The organism is Metabacillus herbersteinensis, from assembly GCF_042433335.1.
GTDB lineage: Bacteria > Bacillota > Bacilli > Bacillales > Bacillaceae > Metabacillus > Metabacillus herbersteinensis.
This window is the reverse complement of the sequence record NZ_JBHLVO010000010.1, coordinates 1-16305: the sequence shown is the minus strand read 5'-3', so window position 1 is coordinate 16305 and position 16305 is coordinate 1. Positions and strand designations below refer to the sequence as shown.

Below are 16305 nucleotides of genomic sequence, written 5' to 3'. Positions count from 1 at the left end.
TGTATAATTAAAATGGGGATAATTTATACATATATCCATTAACGGTGTGTATCTATATAAATTTACCACAGTTTCTCATTTTAATCAATGTATTTACACGACCATAATTGTTGCAAATTCAAAGGAAAAGAAATTCCAATATTAAAAAGCCCAATTTCTTAGTATTAATATTAAGAATTTGGGCTTTTTTCGTTACCCCATTAAAGCGCCCGATAATTGAAGATAGTTCGCGATGCTAGGCAATGGTTTAACATCTTACATTTTTGCGTTTGAAACCAAGCTGCCCTTTATCTACTTCCTTTTGAATACTTTCGGTAGCGAGTAGGAAGCTGCTTTTTTTCTTGTCCCGTTTGACTTCTACTGGGCGGGTCTCGCCCCCCTTATCATGGAGCGGCAAATATGAATTCCCCACTGTGTATATAAAATTATTCATAGCGTATTTAGTTCGTTCTGGAGAATCGCGAATCATATTTTCCACATTTTCAAGCATATTGGCAATCTTGCAAAGTCTTAGAAAAAACAATTTAAAGAGGAAAGGACCCTAATTGATCATAAAAAAGCACCATTTAGCCTTAAGTAAAATGGTGCTTTCAAGTAATTAACTATTGTCTTCTTCTACTAGGGTTGAAATCTGCCAAGTTATGCCGAATTTATCTTTTACTTGTCCATATGATGGACTCCAGGAAGTTTCTTGAAGTGGCATGACTGCTTCTCCACCTTCCTGTAGTTTTTCAAATACTTCGTTTGATTTTTCCACATCATTTAGGGTGATAGCTACATCAACTTGTGTTCCAAGTTGATATGGCTGACCTGGGAATGTATCAGATAGCATAAGAAACGTATTACCAACTCTTAAATTCGCATGCATTACACGGTCTTTTGCTTCAACAGGAAGAGTGAATTCTGGGTGTTCAGGCATTTCTCCATAAGTTTGAACTCCCAGAACTTCTGCCTCCAATGCATTTTCATAAAACTTTACAGCTTCTTTCCCATTACCATTCATTCTTAAATAAGGTTGAACCCCTAATATCATAATACACACCCTATTCTTTGCAATTTTTTAACATATGTATCCAATACACAGAACATACATTCGTAACGGTACCACATATTTCACTTGTATGGAAATACCATATTAAAATATCTTGACCTTTTATTTGATTAATAATCACATATTTGATCTCTCATAATATTTTTTTCTTTATTTAATTATGCATATCATATTTCCTGAAAACGTTCCTCAACAATCTGGCGGATAATGCCTAAAGTTATTGAATTCACCACCGCTTTGCAAATAGTGATACCATCAGGGTTGAATAATTTTTTTATAGCCTTTGATATGATCATTTATGCCGTATAATAGCATTTGCAGTTTCAATAACTAATTCTTCAACATCTAAATAATGTTTTTTCGGCCAAAGGGAATGGATATATAGCATATCGTATTAAAATAAAGAAGTAGCCCCTCACTTAGAGGGGCTTCTATTACTACTTACTTATTACCGCTTATTGACAGGAACCGACAAATGACATCAAACGTCTATGACCATTTGAAACATTCCCCATGCTGCTCATCACAATACCACTTTGCCTTTTTCTTCCCTTAGCTCGTTTTTCTTAGACCGAAACAATTCTCCAAATGCTGCACCTCCTAAAATCAACAAAGCCCCGGCTATTTGCACAAGACTTAACTTTTCTCCTAAAATGGCAGCTGAAAAAATCAATGCAGACAGCGGCTCCAAATATCCGAGGATTGACACTGTCTGAACGGGCAAACCACCAATGGAAGAAAAATAAAGATAGCAACCGATTCCAGTACATACAACGCCTAATAGCAGTATGGGTATCAGATTTCCTTGCATAATGTTGACTGAAAATCCTTGCTTTAAACCGATAAAAATTGTAACCGTTATAAAGCTAGTAAATAACTGGCACATGGCATTTTCAAGTCCTGTTATGCTTTTTGCCTTTTTATTGAAAACCACCATAATGGCATATGTGATTGCAGATAATATTCCACATATCAATCCCCAAGAATTTCCATCCTGTGACAAAGCTTGCCCGTTTACGCAAAGCATTCCAATTATTACAGCAAGAAATCCAAGTAGTTTGGCACTTGTCATCTTTTCCCTGAATATAACGGGAGAAAGGACCATGACGATAACAGGACCGCAATAATAAGCAAGGCTGGCAATGCTTACACCTATTTGTGAGTAAGCTTCAAATAAAAACATCCAGCTTGTACCCATTGCCACGCCGGAAATTACTAAATACAAAAAGTGTGATTTGTTTTTCCAAAACTGTAATTTCTGCTTAGATAGTGCAAATACTAAAATCAGAAAAATGATACCTATCAAAGTACGCAAAAAAACGATTTCATAGCTGTTCAATAAAATATAACTTGCAACAATTCCGTTGGAGCCAAACAGGAGCAATGCGGCTATATATTTGAAATATGCACTTTTCACTTTAATCACCATTCTTTTTCTGAATTTTACAATTCAATCACAGTTGGAATGTGCTTTGTATAGGTTAGGAAGTTATTGACGATCTCCTTTGTTTTGACCTTCATATATCCGGTTGTAGTCCCATCGCTACATCCATACCATTCTTCCAAAAGTACGTCCTTATCAAAAACAACTTGCACAAGATTGTCTTTGTCCATTAAAACGCCAAATACAGTAGCAGCACCGATTTTTACGCCCAGAATACTTTCCATCAGTTCCGCAGGAGCAAAGGATACGCGTGAAATGCCGAGTGCATTGCTGAAATCCCTTGATTTGAATGGCTTATCTGCGGTAGTTATAAATAAATAAAACTCTGTCTTTTTACTATTGCAGAGGAACAGCGTTTTTACCATTTTCATATCCAATTTTTGATTGATCTCGATACAGTCCTCCATTGAAATTGCTTCATCTGTATTTACTCGTTCAAATGAAATCTGTAACTTTGTCAATGATTCGTAGACCATTTCTTGTAGCGGAGACTTATAGCTATCTGGTGATTTTTCCATAATATCACTCACAAAAAACATCTTTATATACCTTTTCCTTTCCTAACTTGAATTTTTGATAGTAATAACATATCATGTTCACATGTATTACAAAAACGAATGTTTCTCATGATAAGTATGACGAAAACAGATGGGAAAGGAAAAGAGTATGAATATCCAAAAATATATGGCGTTTGTCAAAGTAGTAGAATTGGGTAGCTTTACAAAAGCTGCTCAAAGCTTGGACTATACACAGTCTGGGATCAGCCGTATGATTAACGATTTAGAAACAGAATGGGGGGTTTCCCTTTTTGAAAGAGGACGTGCCGGTATTAGTTTAACCTCGGATGGCTTAAAGTTACTGCCCCAATTAAAGCGAATCTGTAATGAGCATGAAATTTTAATGACTTATATCGAAGACTTACACGATATGCAGTCTGGGATGATTCGTATTGGGACATTTTCCAGCGTAGCAACCCATTGGCTCCCTAACATTATTAGAATTTTTAAGAAGGATTACCCAAAGATAGATTTTGAACTTCTGCTTGGTGATTATACAGAAATTGAAAGCTGGATTTCAAATGGACGTGTTGACTTCGGATTTGTGCGGCTACCGTCAAAAGCAGAATTTGAAACTATCTTTATGGAGCAAGACCGTTTGCTGGTAGTGATTCCGCAAAATCATCCGCTTGCTAATTGCGAAAAGTTTCCAATCAACGACTTATTGAACAGTCCGTTTATGCTATTGGAAAAGGGAGCAAAAGCAGAAGTCTCTGAAATTTTTGAGATGCACCATATTTCACCGCAAGTTCATTTTACAACATGGGATGACTATGCAATTATGTCTATGGTGGAAAACGGGCTAGGAATCAGTATATTACCAGAATTGATTTTACAGCGTATTCCTCACAAAATTATAGCGAAAGAGCTTGAAGTTCCTGCTTTTAGAAATATTGGTATTGCTACGAGAGAGCAAAAATCACTTCCCCTTGCGTCCAAGAGATTTTTAGAATATTTATCATATAGAAACAGGGAGTGAAAAAGTGTGGTGAGAAACATTTAATCACATTGTTAAAACACCACATCATTTTAATCCTGATTTCTGTTTCCACTTACTTAAACACACATGACAGTCTGTATGAAATAAATCAGTGGTTCGCGCTTGCTTATACTTAAAATATATGTTTTATACTTAGAGATGAAGGTGAGAAGGTTTTAGGTGGCATAACAGGAACAATTTTTTGGTATAAATTAAATATTGATTTCTTATGGGTAGATGAATCTCTTAAGGGGCCAGGGTACGGGAAGAAGTTATTAAAAACATTTATAACCTTAGGGAGTTCGGACAGTCAAAAAAGCACTATCTTCTTGGCTCCATTGTTGAGTTATTCTCATTTTTAGTTTCTTTTAATTTAGAGAAATATCTTTAAACTCTTTGAACATTGTTAATTCCTTTGTAACGGTATCTTTCATTTTCTCTCCACATCTCTCACTACATATAGCAAATATACCATCAGTTCCTTGCTTCTTTGCTTCTGAGTCACTAGCTGTTACATTCATAGGAACACTAGTATTACGAGTCTGTAGCTTTATTTGAGTGATCGTACCTTCAATATTCGAGAAACCTACGCATTCAGCAAACTTAACACTTAATCCAAATACTGGTTTATCATCATTAAATTTTTTCATACACCAGGCACATCTCAACATTAAATATCACATCCTAATTAATATTATCAGGTAATTACCTTTCATTAATTTACGTATACTTATTGTTAGTAATGAAGGTTCCGTTAGTTCAACAAGAACCTACCCTTAAATCCACTCTTTTCCATGTTCACGAATGAATTTAATATCATTTTGATAATGTTCAAGATGCCCTTCATCTATCATCTTTTGAAAAGCAATGTCACCTTCACTGGCTTTTCTTGTAATTGTTTTACATAACCCTTCTAATCGTAGCAATACCATTCCCAAATAGTCTTCTTCTATTCCCTCACCGTAAGATTCAAAAAACAATCTAACTCTTTGCTTTATAAGGTTAGCATGCTGTAATGAATTATAATAAACTTTCTCACCTGATTCCGAAAGATAAAATCTACTTAAGGGGACGCAAGTATAAAGAGTATAAGCTATGTCCCAAAGTCTTGGACCAGGTCCAGCAACATCAAAATCAATAATTCCTATTGGTCTTTCATGATTAAAAATAATGTTGTATATTGCAAAATCATTATGGCATAGTACCTCAAATTGTTGAGGGGTGTTATCTATCGATTGCCAGCTATCATCAACTAAAAAATCACTCACAGAATCATGATAAAGACGGAGCATTTTCGCTATTTCTATTAAGACATCATCAGACCACATGTATTCTTTTAAAGGATAAATACCAGATTCTCCTTCAATAAATGATAATATCTCTCTTCCTTTTTCATCAATACCTAAAAACTCTGGTGCATAACTGAAACCTTTGTTCTCCAAATGCTTTAATAGCTTATGAATTTTGGGACTATCTGGTTTTAATTCTCGTCGCACAGTATCTCCCGAACGATAAACGTTAGAGACATTCCCTCCTGTTAACATTTCTTCGTTTTTATGGTTTGACATCTAAATATCCCTCCCTAAAATGACTTTCTATAAACCGTAAAAAAAATCCTGTTTGTTCAACTAACCTGCTCAATTGCTTAATTCAAATTGTTTCAAAATCAAGCGATTAACACAATACTCTATTACATTAATAAAGACGCTATCCTTGTTCTGGATAAGCGCCCTTTCGTATTATAAGGTCAACCTTTGAATAAATCTCCAATTAATTATTAGGACTAAAAATATCGTAGGGATTTTTTATAATTATTTTTCTTCATTAGTTTCTTCTGGTTTCTCTTTAGATAAAAACCAACCACCTAAAGCAATAAGAAGCATAACTGACCAAAAGATTGACTTCCAAATTACTCCTTCGACAAAATCATGAGAAACAATGTGCACTGAAGGATGAGCAAGAGTATGCATTAATAACTTAACCCCAACCCAACCAACTAATAACATTGCGGCTTTTTCAAGACTAGGGCGTTTTGTCAATAACTTAACGAAGAATCCTGCTGCATATCGAATAACAATTAAACCTGCAATTGCACCTATTATAATAACAATAAATTTAGCCCCATCCATACCACCAATATCACCCATAGGCGTATCAGGCAAGTCAATGACAAGAGCTACTGCTGCTAAAATAGAATCAACAGCGAATGCGATATCTGCTAATGCAATTTGAGCAACAGTCATACGATAGCTTTTCCCTATTTTCTCTTTTTCTTCGTCGTGCCTTTTTAGTAAATGTTTTAAAGCGATGAAAATTAAATAAGCAGCCCCAATAGCTTGAACTTGCCAAACGTGGAAAAGGAACGAAATAATAAAAATTGCACCAATTCTAAATATAAAAGCTAATAGCAAACCAATATTAATAGCTTTTTTTTGCTGTTCTTCTGGTAAATGCTTTGCTATTATAGCTAAAACTAAAGCATTATCAGCAGATAATAAACCCTCTAAAAGAATCAACATAATTAAAACCCAGCCATACTCTAATAATAAAGATAGTTCCATATTATCCTCCTAAAAATTATTTAAAATATTTTATTAAGTGAATAATTTGTAGAAACTTTAAGTGAAATTTGTCCTTTACTTTTCCAATATTGTCCCATTATATCCACTTCCTTATTCAACTCTTCTACCACATTAGTTTAAGTACAATCCTTCACAATCTCTTCTAAACTGTAACATAGATATCCAATTTTCATTAAAGGTGTTGTGCCACAATCTGGCCAAATACACGAAACCCTTCTCTTATTCAAGAAAATGGCCTTTTTCCGGAATATCACTATGTTATTTTTACCATAAAAAGTCCTTTAGACAAATTACTGTGTAATGACAATAAAGTTGTTTAATTTTTGGTGCAATTGCTGAATAACACCTTATAGATGTAACAATAAAGTCGTTTAAATTGATGGGTTGTTCCACAATCGGGCTTTAATGGAATAATGGTCACAAAAATAATCAAACTTTTTTATAAAAGAATGCTTCAATTAAATATATTAAAAGCGTATTTTGATCAATTTTCAAAACACGCTCTTTCTTTACGATGGCTTTCTTTTATTTTATTATTTTAATTACAACAACCGGAACTTGGTTTGAGATTTCTTCCGTTACAGGAAAGGATCTAGGTGAAAAACAGTTAAAACTTCTGTTGGTAAAGGAATAGGTTATTTTCCCAATCCTGTTATAAATGGTATCTTTAGTATTGCTTTGTCGCAATAGTTACAAATTGCATGAAGGTTATCCTTCCAATCGTAATCGATGACTGCAATATGCTTGAGTGGGCTACGGATTCTATTAAACATTGCTGTTACCGTCTTGCCTAAGAATGTCCTATACAGTATCCCTGAAGCCAACTACATATTATCCTTTGAAATTACCGTCGGAGCTCTGACGACTGACACCTTGAATTAGTAAAATTAGGAAGGAAAATCAAATAACAACCTATCTCAAACTTTATGGCAATGCTGGAGAAGCCTTGAAATTTTATTGCTAAAATAGGAAAACTGCAGACAAGTACGTCTGCAGTTTTCTTCGTTTAAGCCCTCAGTTGGTATTTAATTGAAAGGGTATATTATAGTTCTTCCTTATATCCTAATTCGAATAATACGCCGATTAAAGCTTTCACACCTTCTGCTAAGTCTTTTGGTTCAGTAAATTCTATAGGAGAGTGACTGATCCCCTTGTGACTCGGAACAAATAACATCGCGGTTGGAGCAAGCTCAGCCATAATTTGCGCATCATGCCCTGCGCCACTATGCATCAATTTATAGCTTAAGTCGTTTTTCTCACATTGTCCTTGAAACATTTTAACTAGTCGTTCATCCATTGGAACAGGAACAGCATCCATCCAAAGATCGATATCAAGATTCACTCCAGTTTGTTCCGCAATTTTTTTTATAGTCTCTTGTATTTCCTCAGTAGCCTTTACCAATTCGTTATTATGAGTATGACGACAGTCGATTGTAAAAATCACTTTTCCTGGAACAACATTAACAATGTTTGGTTTTACTTCTACTTTACCAACTGTAGCAACTAGGGGATCACCATATTTCACTGCAATATCATTAATGGCAGTAATCATTCGACTCGCTGCAATCATTGCATCTTTACGATAACCCATCGGCGTTGTGCCTGCATGGTTGGCTTCACCACTAACTTCAATTGTAAAACGACGTTGCCCAACGATATACTGAACAATGCCGATAGGAGTTTGTTCGATTTCTAATACTCCTCCCTGCTCTGCATGTAGCTCGATAAAGGCTCTCACATCTTTACGAATTTCTCTAGACTCATCTCGGAAACCAAAACCTGCCTCTTTCATTGCTTCAACAAAAGAAATACCATTAATATCTGTTATGTTTTCAACTTCTGAGCGTTTAGCTGTTCCTGTAATATTTTTAGATCCCCAGAATGTATAAGGAAAACGGCTACCTTCTTCTTCAGCCATTGAAACTACTTCTAGATTACGTAATGGTTGTCCGTAAGTCTCTTTCAAATATTTCAGAGCAAGAAAACCGGCTACAATCCCTAATTGACCATCATAGGATCCACCATTTTTAACTGTATCAACATGAGAGCCTGTCAATACGGTTTCATTCTGATATGTAGTTCCTTCTAATCGTCCAAATAGATTTCCCACTTCATCATACTGTACCCGAAAACCTTCTTCTTTCATTAAGTTTTCAAGCCCTTGTTGTGCCTCTGTCCATTCAGGCGAATAAAGAAATCGAGTAGTTCCTCCTTCAGAATCCTTGCCAAATCCCCCCAACCAATCTAACAGTCTTACAAGTTCTTTTTCAAGGTCAAGCTGACATGTCTTTATCATATTATCCTCCTACTTTCTAATGGTTCATTGAGAAAGAAGCAATGGATCTAATACTTATTAATAATAAGACCCGTTTTAAAATGCATCAGATTTTTGATAAGGTATTGTGTTCTTACATTATTGAGCTTCAGCTCCAAGTTCTGACGATAAAGTTACTGTTTCTTCTTTTGACTTTCCACTAATAGACAATGCAATTAAAGCTGCTACAACAAGTGCCAAAATCATCATGATAAAAGATGAATTGTATGATCCACTAGTTTGGATCATGTATCCCATTAAGAAAGGAGAAATGAAACCTGCAATAGATCCAAAACAGTTAACCGTCGCTGAACCGGATGCCATAATTTTTGCTGGAAGAGAATCAACAACAAGCGCCCAGAATCCTCCTTGGGCCATGAACATAAAGAATGCTGCAAGACATTGGCAAACGATAACCATTGTTAATGAGGAAGCTTGTAACATGAAATATAATGCGACACCACCAGCTAGTGCGTTAGGTATAAACACCCATTTTCTATTTACTTTTACTTTATCTGATATATACCCTCCAAGAACGATTGCAACTGTACCCACTAAATATGGTAATGCACTAAAGATACCTGTGTCCATAAGAGAAAGACCTTTTTCGTTGATCAGATAAGAAGGAAGCCAAGACGTGAAGCCCCAAAACGTAATATCAAAGAAGAACCAAATAAGCGCCATTTGCCATAAAATTGGTTTTTTTAAGAGTTCTTTGAAAGATACATCAGATTTCTTCTTTTTAGAAGCCTTTTCCTCTACATCTTCATCTAACTCTGCAAGTTCCTCTTTGGTCATTTTAGGGTGATCCTTTGGATTATCTTTAAACTTTAACCAAATATAAATTCCGATTGCTAGTCCTGGAATCCCCATTACAATAAAGACAACACGCCATCCAAAAACTCCAATAATTGCTGCTGCAGTAATAGCCGCAAGAGCCGGTCCTAACGTATTAACTGTTGACTGAATTCCAGTAGCTGTTCCCCGTTGCTTACTAGGGAAGTAGGTAGCAATTGCTTTGTATGATCCACCCGGTAAGCAAGCTTCACCTAAACCGAAGACAAAACGAAGCAATAACAAAAGAGGATAAGAGAAAATAAACCCCGTTAAAGATGTAAAAATAGACCACCAAATAATAGCAACACTCACTACACGACGGAAACCAAATTTATCTGATAACATCCCGCCCGGAATCTGAAACAAGGCGTAACCAGCAAAGAACATACTTAATAATAATCCTTGAGCTGTTGTATTTAAGTTAAGATCTTCCCCGATAAAAGGTAAGGCAATAGTGATAACCATTCGATCCAGGAATGAAAATAACCAGCATAACCATAATACTAATAAAACTGAATAACGAACCTTCCATTTTTTCTTTGGCTGTTCTTGCAATTGATCATTCATTTAAATACCTCCTCGTGTTTTTCACATAATTTGCACCTATAAATAAAGCGCTTTCATATTAGGGATAATAAATAATTCTGACCCTATCAGCCCCTTCTTTACCATTTTCAGACTATTTCTACTATTCCGTAAGTTAAATGATATATAATCCCTTGTACATTTTGTTAAATTAAAAACGAATTGTATTTATTTAGTAGTAAAATGCTTTCATATAGGAACGAAAAGCATCACTTATATCCAGAAATTCTTCTTGCTTTGTATTTCATGTTTTATTGGTAGAATCTAAAATGTGTACAGACGCAAAAAAACTGACGTAAGTTTACGTCAGTTTTTTATAGATAAGCCTCTTCAATTTTCACAGCAAAAAACGAAATAATGGATTAAAAACCTAAGCATTGGCGAACTGTTTTTATATAGGATCGGCTAACCGGTGCTTTAGAACCATCAGAAAAAATTAAATTATAGGTACCATTAAACCATTGTTCTATTTCATTAACATATTCAAGGTTGATGATGTACCCACGATGCACTCTTAAAAAGGAATAACTATCCAATTTTTGTTCTATTTCATATAGAAGAGTATCAATTACGTACTTATCATTTACTGTTTTCACAAATACTTGCCGATTTTCTGTTCCAATATAAATAATGTTATGGATATCTAAAAAAATGATTCGTTCATCTTTGACTACTGCTAGCTTATTAACACTTTTGTCCGGCTTTATTTCTTTTACAGGCTGTGGTCGGTCATCATTTGTCTTTAATTGCTTCCACTTTATTATTTTTTCTAATGTGTGTTCAATTCTTTTTTCATCAAATGGTTTTAAAATATAATCTACTGCATCGAGTTCGAAAGCTGTTAAAGCATACTCATCAAAAGCGGTTACAAAAACAACGAAAGGCGGTTTTTTTAATGAATGAAGTTGTTTAGCTAATTCAATCCCATTTCCTTTTGCCAAATGAATGTCTAAAAAAACAACTTCGGGCTGTAATTGTTGAATTTCCCAAATAGCTTTTTCTATATCATCCGCTTCCCCTGCTATCTCTACTTTTTTGCTTTCAAGAAGTGAGTCTTTAAGGTACTCTCTAGCAAATAACTCATCTTCAACCAAGTAAGCTTTTATCACGATACTCCTCCATCCTTTCATATTGAAGCGGAGCCATAATTGATATGATTGTTCCTTTATTCACCTGACTTTTTATAGAGAAAATAGCCTCAGTGCCAAACACTAATGATAGCCTCTCCCTTATATTTTGTATCGCGATCCCAGTCCCTTTATTTGATCCAATTGCCTTGCTACCTAAGAGCCGCAGCCTTTCTCTTGGAATTCCTATCCCATTATCTTCAATTGAAATTTTGAGGAAATCTCCTTCGTTTAATATAGTAATTTCAATTGTTTCATTTTTAGATCGTTCTGAAAATCCATGAACGATTGCGTTTTCAACAAGAGGTTGTATGGTAAAGGGGGGAATCATTGCCGTTTCCATACTAGGATGTATAGTCGTTTTAAGGGTATATCGCTCGGGAAAACGGGCTTGTTCTAAGGAGAAATACGCCATTACACTTTCCATTTCTTTCTCAATAGGTATTAAGGTCTGTGTTGTCGCACTCGTATTATTACGAAGAAAGGTACTTAATTGAATGAGAAGTTTCCTAGCAAAGAGAGGATCTCTTTTACAAAGAGCGACAATGACATTAATAGAATTAAAAAGAAAATGAGGGTGGATTTGCGCTTGTAATGCTTTTATTTTTGCATTCTGCAGTAAAGCCTTATGACTTTCAATCTCCCCTATTGCTAACTGTGTGGAAAATAACACCTTTAACCCTTCCGCTAGCTCTTGTTCTGCATCATTAAGTTTATAAGGACTTGTATAATACAACTTCAAGGTGCCCACAGGCTTCTCCTGAACAAGCAATGGGACAATAATGATTGCTTTTATTGGACACTGGGAATTATTAATACTCAACTCACTCATGGACTTTAAAGTAAGTATTTCTCCTGTTTGAAGTACTTGTTTCGTTGCATCTTGGTCATTTACCTGCAGGAGGTGGTCATAGATCTTCCTATTTCCTATATGAGCCAAAACGTCAGTAATATCAGTAATAGCTACATAATCTGCATTTGTGTATGTACATAATATTCGCGCAACCTTTTCGCAAGAGTATTCATTTAAGCCTTGACGAAAAAATGGCAATGTTTTATTTGCAATAAATAAAGCCTTCTGAGTCTGTATCGCTTTTGTTTTTTCTTCCTCACGTATAACACTATAAAAGATTAACGCACAGATCCAAATTCCAATTCCATTTACAATGATGATTGGTAATCCTGAAAACTTGATTAATTGGAAAGCAACTTTATGGGATTCAGTAAATACAGGAACTAAAATAATTTGGATTAATAAGATGAGGACACCTATCATGAGAATAAGGGTTGGCTGAATTCTTTCCTTATAAGTAATTTTCCAATTGATCCAACCAGCAATGAATCCCCCTAATACTGTTAGAATGAGAGTTGCCGTACTAATAAACCCGCCTAAAAGAAAACGATGTCCGCCTGCGATCATTCCAGCCCCAATACCTACTGCTGGGCCGCCAAGGATACCGCCTATTATAACACCAATATTGCGGGTATCAGCAATGGCTGTAAATGATTCAATACTATGTTCAGAATAACCTAATGGTATTTTAGAAACATCAGGATGGATAACAACACCCGTGTAATTTCCGATTATTCCGAATATACCGAAAACAAAAACCATAATCAATTTACCACTCCAGCTTAATCGCTGGTTAATCATTTGGCGAAAAACATTGAGTCGTGTAATCAAGAAAGCAATCGTAACAATCATGCACATTCGCCAAATCATTTGATAGATTAGATCCAACATAGAAACTACTCCTAGATTTTTCTTCTTAGAAGCAAGGAAAATCATTATTTAATAAACTAAATCATATAGTAACACGTATTTTCTCACTATTTTTAGATTTCTCGCCAATTCCTCTACCCTGGAATGTTGGAAAACATTACTTCCATTTATTCTACTTTAACACAGTTTCTAGTGGATTTATGAAAGCGGTATCAAATTTATTAGCAGTGGTCTTAGAATGATATTAGTTTCTGTTTTGGGAATGGTTAATACATCCGGGAATTATGCCAACGCTCTACTAAACTTGGATCATTATCGATTCATTGTTTAAAGTTTCGTTTGAAGTATATAATTTTCATCCATACATCATCTGATACTAAAGGTATCAAATAACCACGATGCTAAAATATCAATAAAACGAGATAATTTAAAAATCTTGTACCTTCCCCCAAATGCCCCTCATAAAAATGTCGTCTCTTTTACTCTCAAACATTCTTTATTTTTCTCAGAGCGTTTTTAATTCTGAAAAATCCGAATTGGATACAGGCTTACTTTGATAACATTTCTATTCTGCTTCCTCTAGAAAGGATACTGGACTAAATACTTCATAATGGAAAAATTCATTTGGTACACTCCACTGATTTTAGTTTATAAGATAATAATTTTAAGAAGTATGAAAAAAGCGAAACCCTTCTATATCAAGGGAATCGCTTTTTGTGTTTTTTATCGTTTATGCAGGATTTCATATAACGTTGATAAATCAATTCTGCTTCTGAAGAAGCTTAAAGGCCGTCACTAATTGACCACCTCGTACTTTTATACATTACCTTTATAATTCAGTGACTCATCCCCAGGTAATCCCCTTATTCCCCAGTATGTTTTGGTGTTTCAAAAATTGTAATCTCAATATCTTGAGGGGATATATTCAATATCACTATTTATACGGCTTACAATAAACATTCTTCTATTAAGAAGCTAGAATTTCCTTTTTCAAGTATTCTGCTTCTTTAGTTCAATAAGAAGCTGGCATATGAACCAACCATTGGAAAATCCTGATGTTTATTTTGTCTATATATGGTTAAATAATAGGGCTAGTTTAATTAGCGAGAAGAACCATCCTTTTGTTTGGAGTGCTTGGTCTGCGGGGTCTTTTTTTTCTATTTTGTAAGGGGGTATGAATTGTGAGGAAAATTTATCTCGTGTATACTTTGGATAAAGACTACAAATTCAAACTACTTAACAGTATAAAATCAAGCACACAAGTTTCGAAATATTCTCCTGGTGCATATCACTACAGAAATAACAGTGATGGTTACCGGCAGAAGTTTGGAGTGTTGGCCCATACAAAAATGAAGATGAGACCCGAGCTGCTATCGAGTATTATTACGAAATCTCCGATTCTCAAGAATTTGAAAGATAAAATAAAAGAACTCCGCATCTTCAAAAGGTGTCCCAGGGCGAATGGTTTTAAGGATATCTTATTGAACTAAACTGCGTCTTTAAAGTTGAATACTTGAATAAGAAAAAATGTTTTACTCTTTATTAAAGTAAAGCACCCGGTAGCTTAATAACACCTTAGTTAATTTAATTAATGTTTCACAATAAAATTCACCAATTCGCTAAATGCTTTTTGTGCAGATTTTACATTATATTTTGGAGAGTAGGGGTCACTGAATCCGTGCGTTCCGTTAAATTTATGTAATTCGATATTCTTTTTATCTAAAGTTAAAATTAACTCGTCCACATTAAATGATTGTTCTTCTTTCGGAAAGAATAGCATTGTAGGACATTGTGGTATTAATTCTACATAATCCCGAATACGTGAACCATAGTATCCAACTATTCCATCGACACATTCTTCCTCACTACATAACCAAGCAACAGTTGCCCCTACACTGAACCCAATGATAAATATTTTTTGGTATTCATCTTTAACATCTAATAATATATCTTTTATTTTATGTATAACGTGAGTGAATCCTATGTTCTCCATAAAATTATTGTAAGCATCTTCCTCTTGAGAATAATCAAAAGGTGTCTCTGATTCTAAAAAATTTGGACAAATGACATCAAAACTCTGTTTTGATAGTAATTCACAAAAACTCTTCATATGTTGGTTAATTCCATAAATTTCGTGTATAACAATGATAACAGTACCAGACTTTTTATTTATTTGAATCATTTTGTAGCCCCCTTGAACTGATACTCAATTTATACATATTAATACCAAATTATATCATTCCTTCTTCCACTAACCTGCCACGTTAGTTTAAGTGCAATAATTCACAATCAATTTAGAAAGTAATCTTACTGATCTCCTCCATAATATATTATAAATATCACATTCCTTCTTAAAGAAACGCACCCGTTAGTTGAATAAATTAGCTTCATCTTTTAGAATTCCATAATAAACAAGGTCTATATATTCGTTTTCCTTCATAACGTGACCTCTTAAAACACCTTCTTTTTTCATTCCTATTTTTTCTATAACTCTTCCTGAAGCTGGATTTGAGTGAAAATAACGAGCAAATACTTTATGGTATTGCTTTTCAATAAAAGCAAATTCGAGTATAGCTTTAGCCGCCTCCGTAGCATAGCCATTTCCCCAATGATCTTCTCCAACCCAATAAGCAAGTTCACCGTTATTAAATTTTTGATGGTTAGATAATGCTATTGCACCGTATATCTTTCCCATAACCTTATCGGTAATAGCAAATTCAAAATACTTATTATCATTAAAGTTATCAAGATGATTATTTATCCAAGATAATGCATCCACTTGCGAATATGGATACGGTAAATATAAAGTGTTTTTATATAGATTGTAATTGTTACAAAGCCTTGTAACCTCTGGTGCATCAGTTTCTTTAAATAAACGTAGAAGTAATCTATTCGTTTCTATTGTTTTGTCCGTTTGACTATAAATCATAATTCCCCCCCTCAAAAATAAAACATTCTTTTTAAATTCAGCATCTTCCTTTAAATTCCTCTTATTCAAGTATTCTGCGCCGTTAGCATTCCTGTAGAGAGTTAATTATTGACTTTGATAAAAAAAGAGCTCCTCAGTAAGATTGAATATAGAAACCACTCTAAACTCAAAATCTTA

14 protein-coding genes and 1 pseudogene are annotated in these 16305 nt (G+C 34.6%); 2 read left to right on the top strand and 13 right to left on the bottom strand.

What is annotated here, in order from left to right; translation table 11 throughout:
• Positions 1-247: 247 nt before the first annotated feature.
• The 4 genes and pseudogenes from ACFFIX_RS13075 to ACFFIX_RS13060 form a co-directional block, all read right to left on the bottom strand.
• A pseudogene (locus ACFFIX_RS13075) lies at positions 248-502 on the bottom strand (DNA alkylation repair protein); the annotation flags it as partial.
• A gap of 96 nt (positions 503-598) precedes the next feature.
• Positions 599-1033 carry a VOC family protein gene (locus ACFFIX_RS13070; RefSeq protein WP_378934591.1) on the bottom strand — a complete coding sequence of 145 codons (435 nt, stop codon included), beginning with the start codon at positions 1031-1033 and terminating at the stop codon, positions 599-601.
• Positions 1034-1574: 541 nt separating this feature from the next.
• Positions 1575-2477, bottom strand: a complete 903-nt coding sequence (locus ACFFIX_RS13065) for a DMT family transporter (protein ID WP_378934589.1) — start codon at positions 2475-2477, stop codon at positions 1575-1577.
• A 17-nt stretch (positions 2478-2494) separates the two neighbouring features.
• The gene (locus ACFFIX_RS13060; RefSeq protein WP_378934587.1) at positions 2495-3013 is read right to left on the bottom strand and encodes a prolyl-tRNA synthetase associated domain-containing protein; all 519 of its coding nucleotides are present in this window, start codon (positions 3011-3013) and stop codon (positions 2495-2497) included.
• Between the two features lie 148 nt (positions 3014-3161).
• Between ACFFIX_RS13060 and ACFFIX_RS13055 the strand changes: the two genes are divergently transcribed.
• Both ACFFIX_RS13055 and ACFFIX_RS13050 read left to right on the top strand, forming a co-directional pair.
• Positions 3162-4031 carry a LysR family transcriptional regulator gene (locus ACFFIX_RS13055; protein WP_378934845.1) on the top strand — a complete coding sequence of 290 codons (870 nt, stop codon included), beginning with the start codon at positions 3162-3164 and terminating at the stop codon, positions 4029-4031.
• 140 nt (positions 4032-4171) lie between these two features.
• Positions 4172-4393: a GNAT family N-acetyltransferase gene (locus ACFFIX_RS13050; protein WP_378934843.1), complete on the top strand. Its 222-nt coding sequence runs from the start codon at positions 4172-4174 to the stop codon at positions 4391-4393.
• A 6-nt stretch (positions 4394-4399) separates the two neighbouring features.
• On the opposite strand, the gene ACFFIX_RS13045 is transcribed toward ACFFIX_RS13050, so the two are convergent.
• From ACFFIX_RS13045 to ACFFIX_RS13005, 9 genes are all read right to left on the bottom strand, one after another.
• Positions 4400-4702, bottom strand: a complete 303-nt coding sequence (locus tag ACFFIX_RS13045; protein WP_378934585.1) for a hypothetical protein — start codon at positions 4700-4702, stop codon at positions 4400-4402.
• Between the two features lie 105 nt (positions 4703-4807).
• Positions 4808-5599, bottom strand: a complete 792-nt coding sequence (locus tag ACFFIX_RS13040) for a phosphotransferase (RefSeq protein ID WP_378934583.1) — start codon at positions 5597-5599, stop codon at positions 4808-4810.
• A gap of 243 nt (positions 5600-5842) precedes the next feature.
• Positions 5843-6592 (bottom strand): MeeY/MeeF family manganese export membrane protein, encoded by a 750-nt coding sequence (locus ACFFIX_RS13035; RefSeq protein WP_378934581.1) that lies wholly within the window; start codon positions 6590-6592, stop codon positions 5843-5845.
• 1063 nt (positions 6593-7655) lie between these two features.
• Positions 7656-8909 carry an allantoate deiminase gene (allC, locus tag ACFFIX_RS13030; protein ID WP_378934579.1) on the bottom strand — a complete coding sequence of 418 codons (1254 nt, stop codon included), beginning with the start codon at positions 8907-8909 and terminating at the stop codon, positions 7656-7658.
• 117 nt (positions 8910-9026) lie between these two features.
• Complete coding sequence (locus tag ACFFIX_RS13025; RefSeq protein WP_378934577.1) at positions 9027-10331, bottom strand: MFS transporter; 1305 nt, start codon at positions 10329-10331, stop codon at positions 9027-9029.
• A 380-nt stretch (positions 10332-10711) separates the two neighbouring features.
• Complete coding sequence (locus ACFFIX_RS13020; protein WP_378934575.1) at positions 10712-11458, bottom strand: LytR/AlgR family response regulator transcription factor; 747 nt, start codon at positions 11456-11458, stop codon at positions 10712-10714.
• Positions 11436-13220 (bottom strand): LytS/YhcK type 5TM receptor domain-containing protein, encoded by a 1785-nt coding sequence (locus ACFFIX_RS13015; protein WP_378934573.1) that lies wholly within the window; start codon positions 13218-13220, stop codon positions 11436-11438. Before ACFFIX_RS13015 ends, ACFFIX_RS13020 begins: the two co-directional genes overlap by 23 nt.
• Positions 13221-14787: 1567 nt before the next feature.
• The gene (locus ACFFIX_RS13010) at positions 14788-15381 is read right to left on the bottom strand and encodes a dienelactone hydrolase family protein (RefSeq protein WP_378934571.1); all 594 of its coding nucleotides are present in this window, start codon (positions 15379-15381) and stop codon (positions 14788-14790) included.
• Positions 15382-15567: 186 nt separating this feature from the next.
• On the bottom strand, positions 15568-16128 hold the full coding sequence (locus ACFFIX_RS13005; RefSeq protein ID WP_378934569.1) for a GNAT family N-acetyltransferase: 561 nt from the start codon (positions 16126-16128) through the stop codon (positions 15568-15570).
• Positions 16129-16305 lie beyond the last annotated feature (177 nt).

What these genes read in the sequence shown, in the direction of transcription:
- ACFFIX_RS13070 (WP_378934591.1), bottom strand. Translation starts at nt 1,033, where the DNA reads ATGATATTAGGGGTTCAACCTTATTTAAGAATGAATGGTAATGGGAAA.
- ACFFIX_RS13060 (WP_378934587.1), bottom strand. Translation starts at nt 3,013, where the DNA reads ATGGAAAAATCACCAGATAGCTATAAGTCTCCGCTACAAGAAATGGTC.
- ACFFIX_RS13055 (WP_378934845.1), top strand. Translation starts at nt 3,162, where the DNA reads ATGAATATCCAAAAATATATGGCGTTTGTCAAAGTAGTAGAATTGGGT.
- ACFFIX_RS13045 (WP_378934585.1), bottom strand. Translation starts at nt 4,702, where the DNA reads ATGTTGAGATGTGCCTGGTGTATGAAAAAATTTAATGATGATAAACCA.
- ACFFIX_RS13040 (WP_378934583.1), bottom strand. Translation starts at nt 5,599, where the DNA reads ATGTCAAACCATAAAAACGAAGAAATGTTAACAGGAGGGAATGTCTCT.
- ACFFIX_RS13035 (WP_378934581.1), bottom strand. Translation starts at nt 6,592, where the DNA reads ATGGAACTATCTTTATTATTAGAGTATGGCTGGGTTTTAATTATGTTG.
- allC (WP_378934579.1), bottom strand. Translation starts at nt 8,909, where the DNA reads ATGATAAAGACATGTCAGCTTGACCTTGAAAAAGAACTTGTAAGACTG.
- ACFFIX_RS13025 (WP_378934577.1), bottom strand. Translation starts at nt 10,331, where the DNA reads ATGAATGATCAATTGCAAGAACAGCCAAAGAAAAAATGGAAGGTTCGT.
- ACFFIX_RS13015 (WP_378934573.1), bottom strand. Translation starts at nt 13,220, where the DNA reads ATGTTGGATCTAATCTATCAAATGATTTGGCGAATGTGCATGATTGTT.
- ACFFIX_RS13010 (WP_378934571.1), bottom strand. Translation starts at nt 15,381, where the DNA reads ATGATTCAAATAAATAAAAAGTCTGGTACTGTTATCATTGTTATACAC.
- ACFFIX_RS13005 (WP_378934569.1), bottom strand. Translation starts at nt 16,128, where the DNA reads ATGATTTATAGTCAAACGGACAAAACAATAGAAACGAATAGATTACTT.